The organism is Burkholderia sp. BCC1977, assembly GCF_905339595.1.
In the GTDB taxonomy this organism is placed as follows: Bacteria; Pseudomonadota; Gammaproteobacteria; order Burkholderiales; family Burkholderiaceae; genus Burkholderia.
Genome location: NZ_CAJPGQ010000011.1, coordinates 50,020 through 67,963, shown reverse-complemented (window position 1 = coordinate 67,963; position 17,944 = coordinate 50,020). Strand labels below are relative to the sequence as shown.

Below are 17,944 nucleotides of genomic sequence, written 5' to 3'. Positions count from 1 at the left end.
AACCGTCCCGCTCACGCAGCCCGACGCGCGAGCGCCGCGGCCAGGTCCGCACCCGCGTCGCCGATCGGCTGGATCCCGAACTGCTCGACCAGCACCGCGAGCACGCCCGGCGTGACGAACGCCGGCAGCGTCGGTCCGAGCCGGATGTTGCGGATGCCGAGCGCGAGCAGCGTCAGCAGCACGGCCGCCGCCTTCTGTTCGAACCACGAGATAACGAGCGACAGCGGCAGGTCGTTCACGCCGCACTCGAACGCATCGGCGAGCGCGGTCGCGATCCGGATCGCCGAATAGCTGTCGTTGCACTGCCCGACGTCGAGCAGGCGCGGAATGCCGCCGATCTCGCCGAACGCGTGCCGGTTGAACCGGTACTTGTTGCAGCCGAGCGTCATCACGACCGTATCGTCAGGGGCCTGTTCCGCGAACTCCGTGTAGTAGTTGCGGCCCGGCGCGGCGCCGTCGCACCCGCCGATCAGGAAGAAATGGCGGATCTGCCCGGCCTTCACCGCATCGATCACCTTGTCCGCGACGCCCAGCACCGCATGCCGGCCGAATCCAACCGTGATCGTCTCCTCCGGCGCGGTGGCCGGGAACCCGGGCAGCGCCTGCGCGGCGCGAATCAGCGTCGAGAAATCGTGATGTTCGAGATGCCGCACGCCCGGCCAGCCGACCGGCCCCGTCGTGAAGATCCGCTGCCGGTATTGCGGCAACGGCTCGATGATGCAGTTCGACGTCATCAGGATCGGCCCGGGGAAATGCGCGAAGTCGCTCTGCTGGTCCTGCCACGCGCCGCCGTAGTTGCCGGCCAGATGCGGGAACGCCTTCAGCGCCGGATAAGCATGAGCCGGCAGCATTTCGCCGTGCGTATAAACCTGAATGCCGGTGCCCGCCGTCTGTTCGAGCAACACATGCAGATCGCCGAGATCGTGGCCCGACACGAGGATCGCCTTGCCTGCCACCGGCGACACGCGCACGGCGGTCGGCTGTTGCACGCCGAAGCGGCCGGTGTTCGCGTTGTCGAGCAGTTCCATCACCGTCAGGTTCAGCCGGCCGAGATCGAGCGCCTGCGCGAGCAGCGCGTTGACGTCGGCGGGATTGCCCGCGAGAAACGCGAGCGCCGCGTCGACGCCCTCGTAGATGTCGTCGCGCTCGTAGCCGAGCACCTTCGCATGATGCGCATACGCGCACACGCCCTTCAGCCCGTACAGCACCAGCGCGCGCAGCCCGACGATATCGGCGCCCACGGTGTCGAGGCCCGCGTCGATGCCGACGGTCGCCGCCTGCTTCAGCAAGCCGGCCAGATCGTCCGCCGGCTGCCACGCGGCCGGCCCCGTCAGCACCGGCACGGGCGCGCCCGCGGCCCGTGCGTGCGCTTCGCACGCGGCCTTCACGCGATCGCGCGTCTGCGCCGCTTCACGCAGCAGCGCGACGAAGCGCGCCGCATGGAAGTTCACGTTGGTCAGCGTCGTGAACATCGCGTACAGCACGAACCGGTCGGCGTCGCGATCGGGCTCGCCCATCGTGCGCGCGATCGCGGCGTATTGCGCGATGCCCTTCACCGCATGGACCAGCAGGTCTTGCAGATCGGCCGTCGTCTCGTCCTTGCCGCAGTTGCCCTTCGCCGATGCGCAGCCGGGCCGTGCGCCGGTCCGGTCGGTCTGTTCGCATTGATAGCAAAACACGGTGCTCTCCTTTCTCGATCATGGGGGCGCGGGTCGGCGCGAACGGCGGCGCGAAACGTGTTCCGGGCCGCCGGGCATCTCGCCCGCTTCAAGATGCGTTCCTTATGCATCTTTTCCATGATGTTTCGGCGCACCGTCGGCCACCGTGACGCAGATCAAGAAACCGCGCGCACGCGATGGGACAACTTGTCGCTACGATTGTCCGCCGGCCGGCGCCGCGGTAGCGGTTGCGGTGTCGCTTTCGTCGTCCGCGCAGTCGATGCCCCAGTCGCCGTAGCGATACCAGTCCTCGCCGAGCAGTTCGCACGGGTGCTGGGTCCGGCTGGAGCCGTTGCCGCAACGCATCGCATGCGTCGGGCAATAGTTGTCGCATCCCCAGCAGATCCGCTCCGGATGGTGGGGATGCAGCGGAAATTTCTTGGCCATCGTTCGTCGTCTTCCCGGTATCGTTGCGTGCGCTACCGTTCGACTCTAGTCCGCGCCGCGAACGATGCCGATGCGACATTCGTTCGCAGCGCAGGCGCCGCGTCACCCGCGCCGATCGCTCGCGAGCAGCCCGTACAGCGCGCTGTCCGACACCTCGTCGCCGACGATCCAGCGTTCGCGCAGCACGCCTTCCCTGACGAACCCGAGCCGTTCGAGCAACCCTGCCGACGCGACGTTGCGCGGATCGATGTCGGCCTCGATGCGATTCAGGCGCAGCGCGCCGAATGCGTGCTCGATGACGGCCGATGCCGCCTCGCGCATATACCCGCCGCGCCAGTATCGGCGACGCAGGCTGAAGCCGATCTCCGCGCGCCGGCATTGCTCGTGCGCGTGGAACAGCACGCATTCGCCGAGCACGTCGCCGGTGTCCCGCGCTGCGAGCACGCAGACGAGATCCTGGCCGCCGGCGGTCGTCGCCAGGTTGCGCGCGACGCGCTCCGCGGCCTGGCGCGGATCCGTGAGCGGCGCGAACGAGAGGTAGCGCATCGCTTCCACATCGGACCAGATGTCGAAGAACGCGTGCACGTCGGTTTCGCGAAGCGGACGCAGGACGAGACGGGACGTATGCAGCGTGACGGGTTCGAACAAGGGCATCGCGACGACCGGATAAAAACGGGACAGTGAATTAGAACACGCACGCCGGTCGTCGCCATGGCGCGCGTGCGCCCTGCCCGGCACGCGCGATCGAGCGCAAACGGGCGCAAACGGGCGCAAACGCACGCGATCGCCCGAAAACAAAAAAGGCCCGGACATCGTCCGGGCCTTCCACGTCAACCGTTACTGCCGGCCGCGCTTACGCCTCCAGCGCTTCGAGCACCTTCCCCTTCGTCTCGATCCCGACGAGATGGACGGTCACGGCCGCGATCAGCGGCACGATGCCGATCAGGTAGAACGCCGGCCCGAGATTACCGCCGATGATCGCGTGCGGCACGATCATCGGCGCCGCGAACGATGCGATCTTCAGCCACGCGCTGCCGAGCCCGCAGCCGGACGCGCGGATGCTCGTCGGATATTGTTCCGGCGTATAGACGTACGCGGTGATGAAGCCCGATGCCATCAGCCCCAGCGACAGCGAGCAGAAGATCGCGACGACGTACACCGACGACGCGTGATAGAAGCCCGCGAGCGCCAGCGACAGCGCGCACAGCACGAACGACCACACGATCACCGGCTTGCGGCCGAGCTTGTCGACCAGCAGCGCGGACGCGAGCGAACCGAGCACGCCCATCACCGAGCCGATCACCGCGAGGTTCAGCGCGAGCTGCAGCGGCGCGTGATAGAAGTTCTTGTAGATCGTCGGCAGCCACGTGGACAGCCCGTACTGGATGAACCCGCAGGTCGCCCACAGCGTCGCCACCGCGAGCGTGCGCTTGCGATACGCGGCGCTGAACAGGTCGCTCATCCGGCGCTTCGGGTGCTGGCGCACCATCTCGTCGTACGCGGCCACCTGCGTGACCGGCGGCAGTTCGCCGCGCACCGACGCCTCGAACACGCCGACCGCGCGCCCGGCTTCCGGGAGACGCCCGCGCGACGCGAGCCAGCGCGGCGATTCCGGCACGAGACGCGTGAGCACCAGCGCGAGGATCAGCGGCAGCCCGCCGACGAAGTACATGATCTCCCAGCCGAACCGCGGCACGAGCCACGCGCCGAGCGCCATCGACACCAGCAGGCCGATCGGGAACACGATTTCGTACAGCAGCACGAAGCGGCCGCGGCCGTGCGCACGCGTGATTTCGTTGATGTACGTCGCCGCGACCGGCAGTTCGCCGCCGAGGCCGAGCCCCTGCAAGATCCGCAGCAGCACGAACACCTCGAACGTCGGCGCGAAGCCGCACGCGATGCTGGTGATGCCGATCACGGCCGAGCTCCACGCGATCGCCTTCACGCGGCCGTGCTTCTCCGCGAGCGCGGGAAACAGGAATGCGCCGATCAGCTGGCCGATCGCGCCGGACGCGATCAGCATGCCGATCTGCGTCGGCGACAGCCCCCACTTGTGAATCAGCAGCGGCAGCGTCGCCGCGATCGTGATCACGTCGAAGCCGTCGAAGAACGTCGCGGTGCCGATCAGCACGCGCGCGCGGATCTGCATCGCGTTGGCCGGAAGCCGCTCGAGCCGCGCGATGATCGCGCCGGGCGTGGAGGCGGCAGCTTCCATCGTGGCCCTGCCGGCCACGACGTTGTCGAAAGTACTCATGCGGGGAGTCTCCTGGATCTTTCGCCGGTCAGGCAAGCGCTTTGGTCGTGTCCGCCAGGGCTTCCGTATCCACTGCCCGGCCCTGGTTCATCCACTTGCGCGCGAGCTTCAGCTCGCGTGCGTTGTTGATGGCGATGACACCTCTCACATGCCCGTCGCCAAGGAAAAACAGCGTCGCGCGGCGCGCGGCGAGATCGCCGCGCACGACGAGCTGCGCATCGGCCGGCAGATCGCCGAGGATCTGCAGGTTCACGTCGTACTGATCGGACCAGAACCACGGAATCTCCGCGTACGGCGCACGCACGCCGAGCACCGCCTTCGCGGCCGCGATCGCCTGGTTCTGCGCGTTCGCCCACGATTCGAGCCGCACGCGCCGCTTCAGCCAGCCGTTGTGATGATTCGCGACGTCGCCGCACGCGAAGACCGCCGGGTCGCTGGTCGCACCGAATTCGTCGACCACGATGCCGTCGCCGATCGCCAGCCCCGCGTCGCTCGCCAGCGTCGCGTTCAGCGCGAGACCGATGCCGGCCACCGCGAAATCGGCGTCGATCGTCGTGCCGTCCGCAAGCGTCGCGCGCACCTTCGATGCGTCGTCCGGCTGCGCGTCGAGCGATGCGAGCGCCGCGCCGAGGCGTACGTCGACACCGTTCGCGCGATGCAGGTCGAGCAGGAAGTCCGACACGACCTGCGGCACCGAGCGGCCGCACAGCCGCGGCGCGCCTTCGACGACGACGGCCTCGACACCGAGCTTGCGCGCGGTCGCCGCGACCTCGAGGCCGATCCAGCCGCCGCCGATCACGAGCACACGCCGGCTCGCGCGCAGCTTCTCGCCGAGCGCGGCCGCTTCGTCGAGCGTGCGCAGGTAATGCAGATTTGGGGTCCTTACGATTGAGTCAGGCAAGCGGCGCGACGTGCCGCCGGTCGCGATCACGAGGCGGTCGTATTCGATCTCGCGGCCGCTTTCGGTCTTCACCACGCGGTGCGCACGGTCGATCGACGCCGCGCGTTCCGGCTGCCACGCCTCGACGTTCAGCGCGTCGAACTCGTCCGGGCGCACGACGCGCACGGTCTCGATGTCGGCGTCGCCGGCCAGCACGGCCTTCGACAGCGGCGGACGCTCGTACGGCAGGTGCGGCTCGTCGGCGATCATCACGAGGCGGCCCGCGAAGCCTTCCGCGCGCAGCGTCTTCAGCACCCAGCCGGCGGCCTGGCCGCCGCCGATCACGACGACCGTGCCCGGCGCCTGCGTATTCGCTTCGGTCATGATTTCCGCTCCGTCATGAACTTGCCTTCCGGCGCCTTCGCGTTCTTCTGCCGGCGCGTGTTGCCGTCGAGGCCGCCGTCGACGGCCCATTCGGCGAACACGGTCGGGCCCGGCTCGAATTCGCGCGGCTGCCATTCGGGCGTCAGCACGTCTTCGTCCGCGTAGTACTCGATCAGCGCGCCTGCCGGGTTCTGGAAGTACCAGAAATACGCGGACGACACCGGATGACGCCCCGGGCCGAGTTGCGTTTCCCAGCCGCAGCGGTCGATGTGCATGCCGCCGCCGAACACTTCGTGGATGTCGCGCACGGTGAACGCGACGTGATTCAGGCCGCGCTTGCCATTGGGCAGCGCGAGCAGGAACAGGTCGTGGTGACCACCGTGCGGCGCGCAGCGCATGAACGCGCCGCGGCCCGGATAGCGATCCGACGTCTCGAAACCGAGCAGCTCGTGATAGAACTTTTCCTGCGCGTCGAGGCAGTTCGTGAAGAACACGACGTGCCCGACTTCGACCGGCTCGGCGCGCGCATAGATCGGGCTCGGCTGGTCGACCCGCGCCGTCTGGCCCCACACGTTCGACGGCGAGCCGGTGATGTCGAGCGCGCGCTTGCGCGTCACCTCGATGCGGATCGCCATCCCGTTCGGATCGATGCAGCCGACCGCATCGTCCTGTGCGTAATAGCCGGGCTGGCCGGCCAGCTTCGTGCGCAGCGCATCGACTTCCTGCTGCGTCGCGACACCCCACGTGACTTCACGCAGCGTCGGGCCCGCTTCGAACGCGGGCGGCAGCGACGGATCGTCGGCCTTGACGACCAGCACGGTGCAGCCGTTCAGCGTCTCGAAGCGTGCGCGCGTGTCGTCGTGCGCGACTTCCTTCAGCCCCCAGTCGGCGAAAAAGCGCCGGCACGTCGCGAGGTCGTCGACACCGTACGTGATCTGCTCGATACCCAAGATGCTCATTGCGTCATTCCCCTTCGCTCAGTTCGCCCACGGCAGCGGCGCGTCGTTCAAGCCCCAGTAGAGGCTCTTCTGCTGCATGTACTCGCGGATGCCGAGACGGCCCTTCTCGCGTCCCATCCCGCTCTCCTTCCAGCCCGAGAACGGCGTGGAGATCGAAAACAGCTTGTACGTGTTGATCCAGACGGTGCCCGTCTCGAGCGCGCGCGCGATGCGCCATGCGCGCTTGTAGTCGCGCGTCCAGATGCCGGCGGCGAGGCCGAACACGCTGTCGTTCGCCTGCGCGATCAGCGACGCTTCGTCGTCGAACGGCATCGCGACGAGCACCGGCCCGAAGATTTCTTCCTGGCAGATGCGCGCGCTGTTCGACAGCCCTTCCAGAATCGTCGGCTGGTAGAAGAAGCCGTCCTCGCGCCCGTCGCCCGACGGCCGCTCGCCGCCGCACAGCAGGCGGCCGCCTTCTTCCAGCCCGAGCGCGACGTAGCGCTCCACCGATTCGCGATGCTTCGCGGTGATCAGCGGGCCCATCTGCGTGTCGGGCCGCGTCGGGTCGCCCACGCGCAGCTTGCGTGCACCTGCGACCAGGCGCTTCATGAACTCGTCGTAAACCGAACGCTGCACGAACAGCCGCGAACCCGCGATGCACGCTTCGCCCGACGAGCTGAAGATGCCGTACAGCACGCCGTTGACCGCGTGATCGAGATCCGCGTCGTCGAACACGATCGTCGGCGACTTGCCGCCGAGTTCCAGCGACACGGGCATCAGCTTGTCCGCCGCGATGCGCGCGATACCGCGGCCCACTTCGGTGCCGCCGGTAAACGACACCTTCTTCACGAGCGGATGACGCACCAGCACGTCGCCGATCACCGAGCCCTTGCCCGGCAGCACGCTCAGCACGCCCTTCGGCACGCCGGCTTCCTCGCAGATGCGGGCCAGCGCGAGCGACACGAGCGGCGTGACTTCGGCCGGCTTGAGCACCACCGCGTTGCCGCCGGCGAGCGCCGGCGCGAGCTTCTGCGCGTCGGACGCGATCGGCGAGTTCCACGGCGTGATCGCCGCGATCACGCCGATCGGCTCATGCACGCTCATCGTCAGGTAGTCGCCGCGCGACGGCGTCAGCTCTTCGTCGAGCGTTTCCAGGCATGCCGCGAAATAGCGGAACGTGTTGGCCGCGCTTGCCACCAGCACGCGCGTCTCGCCGATCGGCTTGCCGTTGTCGCGGCGCTGCAGGTTCGCGAGCGCCTCGTGACGCTGCATGATCAGGTCGGCGATCCGGTACAGCACCAGCGCGCGCTGGTGCGGCTTGAGGCCGGCCCAGTCGGCGCGACGCCACGCGGCGTCGGCGGCCACGACGGCTTCGGCCGCGTCTTCCGCGTTCGCCGTCGAGACTTCCATGTTCAGCGACTGGTCGGCCGGATAGATGCTCGCGTAAGGCGCGCCACGACCGCGCCGCCACTCGCCGCCGATCAGGATGTCGCCGTTGGGTACGAGGCTCGTATCGAATGAAGTCATGTCACAAGTCCCACAAATCTGTCTCTGCGCAGCCGCCCGCGCCGTGGCGCAGGCGGCCGTTCAATGGCCCGAATGGGCGCGTTGGCCGCGTTGGCCGGTTTGCCGGATGGTCCGCTCAGATCACGCAGCGGGCCGCGCGGTTGCGCAGCGCGCGGATCGCGCAGTACGCGGTCAATGCGGACGTCTTCGGGTTGTCGGGCAACGGCTTGCCGCTCATTTCGAGCGACATCTCGCCGAACGCGCCGCGTGCGGTGATGCGGTGCACGTTGCGCGCGACGGCCGGATCGGCGATCAGGCGCACGCGCGTCGCGTCGAGGCCGAGGCCGGCGAGCGCGACCGTCGCCGCGACGTTCGCGTTCTTCGGATACAGCCGCGCGGCGTCGCGTGCGGTGCCTTCGAAGATCACCTTCTCTTCGGTCATCGCACGCAGGTCGCACAGTGCCTCGGCGGGCGTGCCGAGCCAGCCGAGCGGCGGCTTGCGGCCGACGTACAGCACCTCGTCGAGGCCGCCCTGCTTCGCGGACGCCAGCGCGTCGATCCCGCCGATCGCGCCGGACAGCAGCGTGAGCGTCGCATCGCCTTCGTCGGCCGCCCGCGACAGCACGTCGAGCAGCGCGAGATCTGACAACGCGCCGATCGACGCGACCGCACAGTCGGTGCCGGCCTTCAGCAGCGGCACGACGTGATCGACGAGCGCGCTGTGACCCGCGCATTCGAGCGCGAACTCGGGGCGGCGGGCCAGCGCGTCGACCGACGACACGACCTCCACCGCACCGCCGAGCTCACGCTGCACCGCGTCGCGCTGATGCTCGGGCACGATCACGTGCGCGACGCGCAACGCCGCATCGTGCTCGACCGCGTGATACACGGCGGCGCCGATCGCGCCGAAGCCGATCATCGCGACGTCGACGGGCGCATGCCCGTGTCCCTGGCCGTTATGCATACTGGCGCTCCGACGGCGCTTCCTTCTTCACCGGCGGGCCCGCGAATGCCGACGCGAACGAGCCGACCGACAGCATGTCGACTTCGACCATCACCGGCCCTTCCTTGGCGATCCCTTCGCGCACGATCGCTTCCGCCTGGTCGAGCGACGTGATCCGGTAGTGCGTGAGGCCGAAGCTCGCGCAGAACTGCGCGAAATCGGGCTGGTGCAGCTGCACGAAGCAGCGGCGGCCGCCGTAGTGCGCGTCCTGGATGTTGCGGATCACGCCGTAGCACTGGTCGTTCATCAGCACGATCATCACGTTCGCGTTTTCCTGCACGGCCGTCACGAGCTCGCCGACGTTGACCATCAGGCCGCCGTCGCCGACCAGGCAGACCGTCTTCGCCGCGGAGCCGGCCAGCGCCGCGCCGATGCCCATCTGGATGCCCTGGCCGATGCCGCCGCCGAGCGCATGCACGCCCGCGCGCGGTTCGAAGATCTTCAGCAGGCGGTTGCCCCACGTGCTGTTCGAGATCGTCACGTCGCGCACCCAGTTGTAGTCGCGGCCCACCGCGCCCTGCAGCGTGTCGACCAGCTTCTTGTACGGGCCGAGACCTTCCGCCACGCTGGCGACGGCCTGCTCGCGCGCCGCCGCGAGGTCGGCCGCGAATTGCGGATCGACGGACAGGCGGCCTTCGAGACGATCGGCCAGCTCGGCCAGCACGCGCTTCGAATCGCCGTGCACGAACAGCTCGTTGCGATAGCCGCGGTTGTCGGCGAGCGCATCGGCGTCGACGCGGAACAGCGGCTGCGGCAGCGCGAGCTTGTACTTCAGCGTCTCGTTGCCGCGCAGGCGCGAGCCGACCACGACGAGCGCGTCGCAGGTCTTGTAGAACGCTTCGACGGCCGAATGCACGTTGAACGCGCCGAGCGTCGCCGGATGATCTTCCGGCAGCACGCCGCGGCCCTGCACGCTCGTCACGACGCCGAAGCCGAGCTTCACCAGGCGTTCGACTTCCGCCCGTGCGTGGCGCGCGCCGCCGCCGAGCCACAGCAGCGGACGGCGCTTGGCCGCCAGCGCGTCGGCGAGTTTCGCGACGCGGGCGTCGTCGTGCTCGCGCACCGCGACGTGCGCCGGTGCGAGGTCGTCCGGCCATTCGATTTCGGCAGCCTGGATGTCGATCGGAATCTCGACCGACACGGGGCCCGTCGGCGCGGTCTGCGCGATGCGCACCGCTTCGCGGATCGTCGGCAGCACGGTTTCGACCGTGCGCACGCGGAACGCGGCCTTCGAGATCGCGTCGAGCATCGTGAGCTGGTCCGGCGCTTCGTGGATGTAGGCCAGATCCTGGTCGAGGTACGGCGTCTCGATCTGCCCCGTGATGTGCAGCAGCGCCGTGCCGGCCGTCAGTGCCTCGACCATCGCGCCGGCCGCGTTGCCCGCCGCCGTGCCCGTGCTCGTGAACGCGACGCCGAGGCCGCCCGACACACGGGCCAGGCCGTCGGCCATGTTCACCGCGCCCGCTTCACCGCGCGCGCCGACATACCGGATGTTGCCGCGCGAGTTGATCGCGTCGAGGATCGGCATGTTGTGGATCGAGATGACACCGAATGCGGTTTTGACGTCGCACTGCTCGAGAAAGGCGGCAATCAGCTCGCCAACCGTGGTTTTTTTAGACATGGCGTGCAAAGCCTCCAGAAACGTCGATATGGCTGCCCGTCGTGTAAGACGACAGATGCGTTGCGAGATAAAAAAGTGCCCAGGCTGCCTCGTCGGGCTTGCCGAAGCGGTTCAGCGGAATGTTCTTCTTGCGGGCGAGCGCGCCCGTCCAGTCCTCCCAGCTTTCGCCGGCCTGCGCCTGCGCTTCGTAGCGGCGGCGCCACTGACCCGACTCGACGATGCCGATCAGGATCGAGTTCACGCGGATGCGCTGCGGCGCCAGTTCGGTCGCGAGCGACTTCACGAGGCTCAGCACGCCCGCGCGCGCCGACGACGTCGCGACCATGTGCGGCTCCGGCTGCAGCGCGAGCAGCGAGTTCACGCAGGTGATCGTCGGCGCCTGCGCGTCGCGCAGCAGCGGCAGGAACGCGCGAGTCGGACGAATGATGCTGAAGTACTTCAGTTCGAGTTCTTCGCGCCACGCGTCGTCGGTCGTGTCGGCGAACGTCGACACGCGGCCCTGGCCCGCGTTGTTGACGAGCATGTCGGCCCGGCCGAAGCGGTCGGACACCGCTTGCGCGAACGCGGCCACGTCGGCTTCGTCGAGCACGTTGCAGCGCACGGCGAGCAGTTGCGCGCCCGGGTATTGCGCGCCGAGCCTCGCTTCGGCGCGCGCGAGGCGTTCGCCGTCGCGGCCGCAAATCGCGACCGACGCGCCGGCTTGCAGGAACCGCTCGGCAGTCGCGAGGCCGATGCCGGACGAACCGCCCGTCACCACCGCCATTTGCCCGGTCAAGTCGATCTGAATCATCGGAGTCCTAAAGCTTTGAGAAACGTGTGCTCGTCGTCCGAGCGGTAATTGAGCCGCCGCGACAGTTCCGCCGCCGCGCGCTGCACCTTGTCGATCAGGCCGTCGGCGATCAGCGCCGCGTCGATCTCCGGCCGCGGCACCGTCACCGTGATGCACGCGACGATCTTCTGCGTGTCGTTGCGCACCGGCGCCGTGACCACCGAGATACCGCGCTCGAACGACGAATTGCTGACGCCGTAGCCGCGCAGCGCATCCTCGCGGATCACGTCGTACAACGCGTCGACCGATTCCGGCGTCGCGCTCGTCATCCGGTTCAGCGTGCCTTCCGGATACAGCGCACGCAGCGCCTGAAGCGACAGGTCGCCCATCAGCACGTGGCCGTGGGTCGTCGCATGCGCGGGCAGCCGCGTGCCGACGTTCACGCGAATCGAGCTGAACACCGGCGACTGGCTCTGCGCCTTCGCGACGAACACCACGTCGCGGCCGTCGCGGATCACGATATGCGTCGTGAAGCCGGTCGCGTCGCGCAGGCTCTCGATCACCGGCAAGCCGAGATCGGTCAGCTCGAGCGAGCTCAGGTATTCGAAGCCGAGCCGCAGCACGGCGATGCCGAGCTTGTAGTTGCGATCCTTGTCCGCACGCTCGAGAAAGCCGAGCGATTCGAGCGTCTGCAGCAGACGGAACACCGTCGTGCGCGGAATGCCGAGGCGCTTGGACAATTCCGGCGCGCCGAGCACCGGCTCGCGCGGCGAGAATTCGGCGAGGATCCGCAGTCCGCGTTCGAGGCCCGGCACCACGTAGTTGGCCTCGGACTTCGCGGCGTCCGCATCCTGTTGTTGTTGCAACGGTTCGCTCATGATGCCTCCCGCCGGGCCGCCCCAAGGGCACGGCGGCCTGCATGCCGGGGATGGGGGTAGTTCATTCGAGCCCCCGTTGACGGTCGCATTGACGGCAGAACGTGTCGATCAGCGACGAATAGACCGCCGGCGCTTCCACGTAACCCGCATGACCGGCCTGCGGAATCACCTGCAGCCCGACGTGCGCGGCCGCGGCGATCCGCTCGCACGCGGCGGGCGGCGTGATCGCGTCGTTCGCGCCGACCGCCACCGCCGTGCGGCCGCGAAAGCCGGCGAGATCGGACGCGAGATCGGCGTTCGCGAGCAGATGCGTGGCCTGCGCATAGCCGGCCGGCACGATGCGCGCCATGTTCCAGCGCACCCATGCACGCGCCTCCTCGGACGCGTTGCCCGACAGCATGTTGCCGCTGCGCTGCTCGGCGAGCCCGGCCGGGCCGAGCTCCTCGAGCATGGCGAGGCGCGCATCGCGGCGCGTGTCGCGCGTTTCCGCGGGCGCGCTGCCGTAGCCGCCCGCGGGCGAGATCAGCAGCAGGCCGGCGATTCGCGCGGGCATCACGCGGGCCAACCCGCCCGCGATGATCGCGCCGAGCGAATGCCCGACCAGCACGCAGCGTTCGATGCCGAGTGCCTCGAGCCACGCGTTCAGCGACGCCGCGTAATCGGCGGCCGCCGGCGACGCGCCGTGCACGGGGGTCGACACGCCGTAGCCGGGCGCGTCCCACGCGAGCACGCGGCGCGACGCGCCGAGCGTGTCGAGCTGGCACACCCACGATGCGGCGCCCGAGCCGATCCCGTGCAGCAGCACGACGGGCAGCGCGCGGCCTGCATGCCGCGCGCCGGCCTCGCCTGCGCCAGCCTCACGGTAGCCGATCGTGCCCGCCGCGCCGGCCGCGCAGCGCTGTTCGGGAAACTGCCCGAGCAGCGCGGCGAACGCCGCGGTGCGGTCGCGTTCACGTTTGTCGATGACACGCATTGCTTGCTCCGCCCCGTCTCAGCGCTTGATCTTCGCGAGCGGCGAATCCGGCGGATACGTCGGCGTGATGGGCTTCGGCGAACCGAGCATCACGCACATCAGCGCGTCTTCCTCGCCGATGTTGATTTCCGTGCGGTACACGCCCGGCGGCACCGAGATCAGGTCGCGCTCGCCGAGGATCGCTTCCCAGGTCTCGCCGTCGCGCTCGCAGATCACCTTCATCTTGCCGCGCAGCACGAAGAAGATTTCCTCGACGTCGATGTGGATGTGGCTCGGGCCGATGTTGCCGGCCGGGATGACCATCGTCGAGAACGTGAAGTTGCCGGCCGGCACCGTGTTGACGTCCTTCGCGACGCCCGTGCCGCCCGTGCCGACGTAGCGCATCTGCGCACGGCGGTACTTCGGGTCGTAGTCGGCCTGGAACTTCAGTGCGTCCCAGTCGTAGCGCCGCGTCGCGTAGCGCGCGACACGCCCTTCCATCCAGTCGCCGAAGCTTGCTTCTTCCGGCTGGTCCCACGACTTGCGTTCCAGATCTGCGTCCGCCATCGTCCTCTCCTTCATTCAGAGTGAAAACTTCAATTCATTACGAAGCCGCCGTTCACCGGCAGCAGTTGACCCGTCACGAAGCGCGCGCCGTCCGACAGCAGGAACAGCACGGGGCCCGTCACGTCCTCGGGCACCTGCGCGCGCGTCAGCGCGCGGCCCTGCATGTAGAACGCGTGGCGCTCCGCCGGCACGTAGGCCGTCGCCTCGACTTCGGTGAGCCCCGGCGCAATCGCGTTGACCGTCACGCCGTGCGCGCCGAACTCGCGGGCCTGCGCATGCGTCATCGCGATCACGGCGCCCTTGCTGGCGACGTACGCGAGGAGCTTCGGCGCGCCCCACAGCGCGGTGTCCGATGCGAGGTTCACGATCGCGCCGCGGCCCGATTGCGCGAGGTGCGGCAGCGCCGCATTGCTGACGAGCCACACGCCGCGCACGTTCACGTTCATCACGGCATCCCAGGTCGACACGTCGAGTTCCGTCGACAGCTTGCCGCCCGAGTTCGTGATCGCCGCGTTGTTGATCAGCGCGTCGATGCCGCCGAGCGCCGCCGCGCCCTGCGCGACGAATGCGTCGACGCTCGCCGGATCGGCCAGGTCGAGCGCGAAGAAATGCGCGGTGTGGCCGGCTTGCGCGAGCTGCGCGGCCAGCGCGCGGCCCTCTTCGACGAGCACGTCGCCGAACGCGACCTGCGCGCCCGCGGTGACCAGCGCCTTCACGAACGCGGCGCCGAGGCCGCGCGCGCCGCCCGTGACGAGCACACGGCGCCCCGGCAGCGACACGACCGGTGCGAACTCAGCCATTCGCGGGCTCCGATGCGGCGTGCGCCGCGCGATGCGCGTCGAGCGCGGACAGGTGTTCCTGCGCACGCTGGCGCAGCATCCGGCGCACGCGCGTGATGCCGACGTCGTGCTGATACAGGTATTCGTGATCGCGTGCGTGCGGCGCGAGGCTTTCGAGGACGTAGCGGTCCTGCTCGAGCACGTCCCAGTGCAGGCCCTCGAGGCGGTTGCGGTACATGAAGCGCCACACGTCGCGCTGCCAGCCGCTGACCTTGCGGGTACGCCAGAAGTAGACCTGGCAGTTGTCGCCGTCGACCGGCGTCGCGAAGCCGATGATCCCGAAGTTGCCGCCCGGGCCGAACTTCTGCTTGTACGGAATCGCGAGGCGCATCCACAGGCAGCCGGTTTCGCCGAGCTCGACCCAGTCGAAGTTCACGTCGCGCTGGCCGATCTTCTCGAACATCAGGCCCGTTTCCGTCTTGCGCACGCGCATGTCGGCCTGCTTGTCGCCTTCGGCCATCGAGTGCGACGTCGCGTGCAGGTACGCGCCGTGCATCGGGTCCATCACGTTGTCGATCGCGTACTGGTAATTGCACTTCCAGTTCGACACGCACAGGAAGTGGCCGTATTCGTCGGCGACCAGTTCTTCCGGCAGGTTCAGCGGTGCCGGCTCGCCGTGCGCTTCGTCGCCGAACCACAGGAAGATCGCGCCGGCCTTCTCCTCGACCGGATACGACTTCACGCACTTCGTGCCTTCGAGCGGACAGTTCGCGACCGCCGGCACGCGATTGACCGTGCCGCCGCCGTCGACCTCGATGCCGTGATACCAGCAGGCGATGTTGCCACCGAGGTTCCAGCCGAGCGACAGGCGCGCGCCGCGGTGCGGGCAGCGATCTTCCAGCGCGTGGACCTTGCCCTCGTGATCGCGCCACAGCACGATCTGCTCGGACAGGCGCGTGAGGCCGACGGGCGCGTTCGACACCTGCCAGCTCGGGGCGACGGGATACCAGTAGTTCTTAATGCCGCGATCGAGATAGTCGCGGACCGGGTCGTGTTGGACTTCGTGTTGTGCGGGGGACGTCATCAGTGTGCTCCGGATGCGGTTGTCGTCGGGTCGGCGGTCACGCGGCGCGCGCGCTCATTCCGCCAGCGAGGCCATTTCGGCGCGGAAGCGCTCGGCCGTCCACGCCGTGCCGTCCGGCGCGCGGAAGCCGATGCGGTTCAGGCCCGCGACGACATCGTCCAGCTCGGTCGCGCCGCTCTCGAACACGCGTTCGAGCGCATCGCCGAGGTCGTTCTCGTACTGGGTCGGCTCGGCCTTGCGGTTCTGCCAGACCTGGTTCTCGACCTGGCCCGGGATCTCGATCTGCCCCTTGCCGGCGACGTTGTTCGGCTGCGGGGCCACCCACGGCTTCAGGAAGGGATTGAAGTTGACGGTCGCTTCTTTCATGTCATTCCACCTTGATCTGGATTTCCTCGCCGGCAAGACGCACCGCGTACTGCTTCAGCGCGCGCCCGCCCGGGCCCTTCAGGCATTCGCCCGTCTTGATGTCGAACACGGCCTCGTGCAGCGGACATTCGACCGTGCCTTCGTCGACGAACCCCTGCGTCAGCAGCGCGTAGGCATGCGGGCACACGTTCTCGAGCGCATACACCTCGTCGCCGACGCGGTAGATCCCGATTTCGACGCCGTCGGTCCGCTTGAACTCGATCGGCGTGTCTTCCGACAGCGCGCCGGCGTGCCCGGCGCAAACCCATTGTTCAGACATCTCACACCCTTCCTTCTGATCGACTCTCGGTTCGCTCCGGATTTGTTCCATATCCGGAACAGCAGTTTATGGATGGTGATTATAGGAGCGACTTTCCACGAGTAAAACAAAAAGCTGCATGTCCTAGGGAAAACACCGACCGCCGGGTTGACGATCGCCGCCGCCCATCCCATCAACTGTGATTTTTTGTTTTGTGGCGGGGATTTAAGTCCTTTTTTCAGGACGCTCGATCCCGTGTTGCGGATCGTCCTCACCCCCATCCGGCCCGATAAATTTATTTTTGATCCGGCGTACGACGCCTCTATACTCCATTCCATCAGAGGCACGCTGTTCCTTATATGGAACATGAAAATGCCCGCTCGGTGGTGAAGAACGCGCGACGGCCGGCCGTCCCCCGCGCCCGCCGCCACGGCACGTTTTCCATCAGGTTTGGAGAGTCAGGAGATCAAATGGTCAAGCACGCGGTAGCAGCAGCAATCATCGGAGTGGGCGCGATGTCGGGCGCCTGGGCACAGAGCAGCGTGGTGCTGTACGGCAGCATGGATGCCGGCGTCGCCTATGTGAACAACGTCGGCGGCCATGCGAAGTGGGCGATGATCCAGGGCAACACGCAGCCCGATCGGTGGGGCCTGAAAGGCAAGGAAGACCTGGGCAGCGGCCTGTCGGCGATCTTCCAGCTCGAAAACGGCTTCTATACGAACAACGGCCAGTTCGCGACCGCGAACACCATCTGGAACCGCGCGGCATTCGTCGGCCTCAGCTCGGAGCGCTACGGCACGCTGACGCTCGGCCGCCAGACGCCGCTGTCGTTCGACTATCTCGATCCGCTCAGCACCGCGTACCTCGCGATGAGCTGGTATGCGTTCCACCCGGGCAACATCGACGGGCTCGCCGCGACCGGCAACGTGCCGTACAACAACGCGGTCAAGTACCGTTCGCCGAGCTTCGCGGGCTTCTCGGCCGCGGCGGCGATGGCGCTCGGCAACACGACGAACTTCTCGACCGGCAAGTCGGTCGGCGTCGCGCTGAACTATGCGAACGGGCCGTTCAAGGCGTCGGCCGTCTACTCGAACGAGCACGACCGCTCGATCCTGATCGGCCAGACGGGCATCGCGTCGTTCCAGGGGCAGAACACCGCGAACGGCTACATCGCGAACAAGGTCGAGAACATCGGCGCGGGCGCGTCCTACCAGTTCGGCGACTTCCTCGTGCACGGCCTCTACACGCGCACGAAGATGCAGTCGAACGGGTTTTCCGACACGTTCCAGAGCTACGACGCCGGCGTGAACTACCGCAGCAGCGCGTTCAACACGATCGCGGGCGGCGCGGCGACCACGACGCTGGCCGGCCGCCGCTGGACGCAGGTCGAGCTCGGCGACATCTATTCGCTGTCCAAGCGCACGCAGCTGTACGCGAACGTGCTTTACGAGCACGGTTCGGGCGGCGCGAAGGCCGCGTTCTTCACGGCCGGCGCGTCGAGCACCGCGAACCAGGTGATCGTGCTGACCGGCATCCACCACTCGTTCTGAACGGCGG

18 protein-coding genes are annotated in these 17,944 nt (G+C 68.0%); 1 reads left to right on the top strand and 17 read right to left on the bottom strand.

Features of this window, described 5'->3' with window-relative positions; genetic code table 11:
- Positions 1–11: 11 nt before the first annotated feature.
- The 17 genes from hcp to U5771_RS11940 form a co-directional block, all read right to left on the bottom strand.
- Positions 12–1,679: a hydroxylamine reductase gene (hcp, locus tag U5771_RS12020; protein WP_322024167.1), complete on the bottom strand. Its 1,668-nt coding sequence runs from the start codon at positions 1,677–1,679 to the stop codon at positions 12–14.
- Between the two features lie 192 nt (positions 1,680–1,871).
- Positions 1,872–2,105, bottom strand: coding sequence for a DUF3079 domain-containing protein (locus U5771_RS12015; RefSeq protein WP_322024166.1), 234 nt, complete (start codon positions 2,103–2,105; stop codon positions 1,872–1,874).
- Between the two features lie 102 nt (positions 2,106–2,207).
- Positions 2,208–2,759 (bottom strand): GNAT family N-acetyltransferase, encoded by a 552-nt coding sequence (locus tag U5771_RS12010; RefSeq protein WP_322024165.1) that lies wholly within the window; start codon positions 2,757–2,759, stop codon positions 2,208–2,210.
- A 199-nt stretch (positions 2,760–2,958) separates the two neighbouring features.
- Positions 2,959–4,359: an MFS transporter gene (locus tag U5771_RS12005; RefSeq protein WP_322024164.1), complete on the bottom strand. Its 1,401-nt coding sequence runs from the start codon at positions 4,357–4,359 to the stop codon at positions 2,959–2,961.
- Between the two features lie 28 nt (positions 4,360–4,387).
- A complete protein-coding gene (locus U5771_RS12000) occupies positions 4,388–5,623 on the bottom strand; it encodes an NAD(P)/FAD-dependent oxidoreductase (protein ID WP_322024163.1) in 1,236 nt (411 codons plus the stop codon).
- Positions 5,620–6,582 carry a VOC family protein gene (locus tag U5771_RS11995; RefSeq protein WP_322024162.1) on the bottom strand — a complete coding sequence of 321 codons (963 nt, stop codon included), beginning with the start codon at positions 6,580–6,582 and terminating at the stop codon, positions 5,620–5,622. The genes U5771_RS12000 and U5771_RS11995 overlap by 4 nt, the downstream gene beginning before the upstream one ends.
- 18 nt (positions 6,583–6,600) lie before the next feature.
- Positions 6,601–8,091 carry an aldehyde dehydrogenase gene (locus tag U5771_RS11990; RefSeq protein WP_322024161.1) on the bottom strand — a complete coding sequence of 497 codons (1,491 nt, stop codon included), beginning with the start codon at positions 8,089–8,091 and terminating at the stop codon, positions 6,601–6,603.
- Positions 8,092–8,206: 115 nt separating this feature from the next.
- On the bottom strand, positions 8,207–9,034 hold the full coding sequence (locus tag U5771_RS11985) for an aspartate dehydrogenase (protein WP_322024160.1): 828 nt from the start codon (positions 9,032–9,034) through the stop codon (positions 8,207–8,209).
- On the bottom strand, positions 9,027–10,694 hold the full coding sequence (locus U5771_RS11980; RefSeq protein ID WP_322024159.1) for a thiamine pyrophosphate-binding protein: 1,668 nt from the start codon (positions 10,692–10,694) through the stop codon (positions 9,027–9,029). The genes U5771_RS11985 and U5771_RS11980 overlap by 8 nt, the downstream gene beginning before the upstream one ends.
- The gene (locus U5771_RS11975; protein ID WP_322024158.1) at positions 10,687–11,484 is read right to left on the bottom strand and encodes an SDR family oxidoreductase; all 798 of its coding nucleotides are present in this window, start codon (positions 11,482–11,484) and stop codon (positions 10,687–10,689) included. Before U5771_RS11975 ends, U5771_RS11980 begins: the two co-directional genes overlap by 8 nt.
- On the bottom strand, positions 11,481–12,341 hold the full coding sequence (locus tag U5771_RS11970; protein ID WP_322024157.1) for an IclR family transcriptional regulator: 861 nt from the start codon (positions 12,339–12,341) through the stop codon (positions 11,481–11,483). Before U5771_RS11970 ends, U5771_RS11975 begins: the two co-directional genes overlap by 4 nt.
- 61 nt (positions 12,342–12,402) lie before the next feature.
- On the bottom strand, positions 12,403–13,314 hold the full coding sequence (locus tag U5771_RS11965) for an alpha/beta fold hydrolase (RefSeq protein ID WP_322024156.1): 912 nt from the start codon (positions 13,312–13,314) through the stop codon (positions 12,403–12,405).
- 18 nt (positions 13,315–13,332) lie between these two features.
- A complete protein-coding gene (locus tag U5771_RS11960) occupies positions 13,333–13,860 on the bottom strand; it encodes a cupin domain-containing protein (RefSeq protein WP_174925809.1) in 528 nt (175 codons plus the stop codon).
- A 29-nt stretch (positions 13,861–13,889) separates the two neighbouring features.
- On the bottom strand, positions 13,890–14,660 hold the full coding sequence (locus U5771_RS11955) for an SDR family oxidoreductase (protein WP_322024155.1): 771 nt from the start codon (positions 14,658–14,660) through the stop codon (positions 13,890–13,892).
- Positions 14,653–15,723 carry an aromatic ring-hydroxylating dioxygenase subunit alpha gene (locus tag U5771_RS11950; RefSeq protein ID WP_322024154.1) on the bottom strand — a complete coding sequence of 357 codons (1,071 nt, stop codon included), beginning with the start codon at positions 15,721–15,723 and terminating at the stop codon, positions 14,653–14,655. Before U5771_RS11950 ends, U5771_RS11955 begins: the two co-directional genes overlap by 8 nt.
- A 54-nt stretch (positions 15,724–15,777) precedes the next feature.
- Positions 15,778–16,089: a recombinase-like helix-turn-helix domain-containing protein gene (locus U5771_RS11945; protein ID WP_059783038.1), complete on the bottom strand. Its 312-nt coding sequence runs from the start codon at positions 16,087–16,089 to the stop codon at positions 15,778–15,780.
- Position 16,090: 1 nt separating this feature from the next.
- Complete coding sequence (locus U5771_RS11940; protein WP_006758060.1) at positions 16,091–16,408, bottom strand: non-heme iron oxygenase ferredoxin subunit; 318 nt, start codon at positions 16,406–16,408, stop codon at positions 16,091–16,093.
- A gap of 449 nt (positions 16,409–16,857) precedes the next feature.
- Between U5771_RS11940 and U5771_RS11935 the strand changes: the two genes are divergently transcribed.
- Positions 16,858–17,937: a porin gene (locus tag U5771_RS11935; protein WP_322024153.1), complete on the top strand. Its 1,080-nt coding sequence runs from the start codon at positions 16,858–16,860 to the stop codon at positions 17,935–17,937.
- The last annotated feature ends 7 nt before the right edge of the window (positions 17,938–17,944 follow it).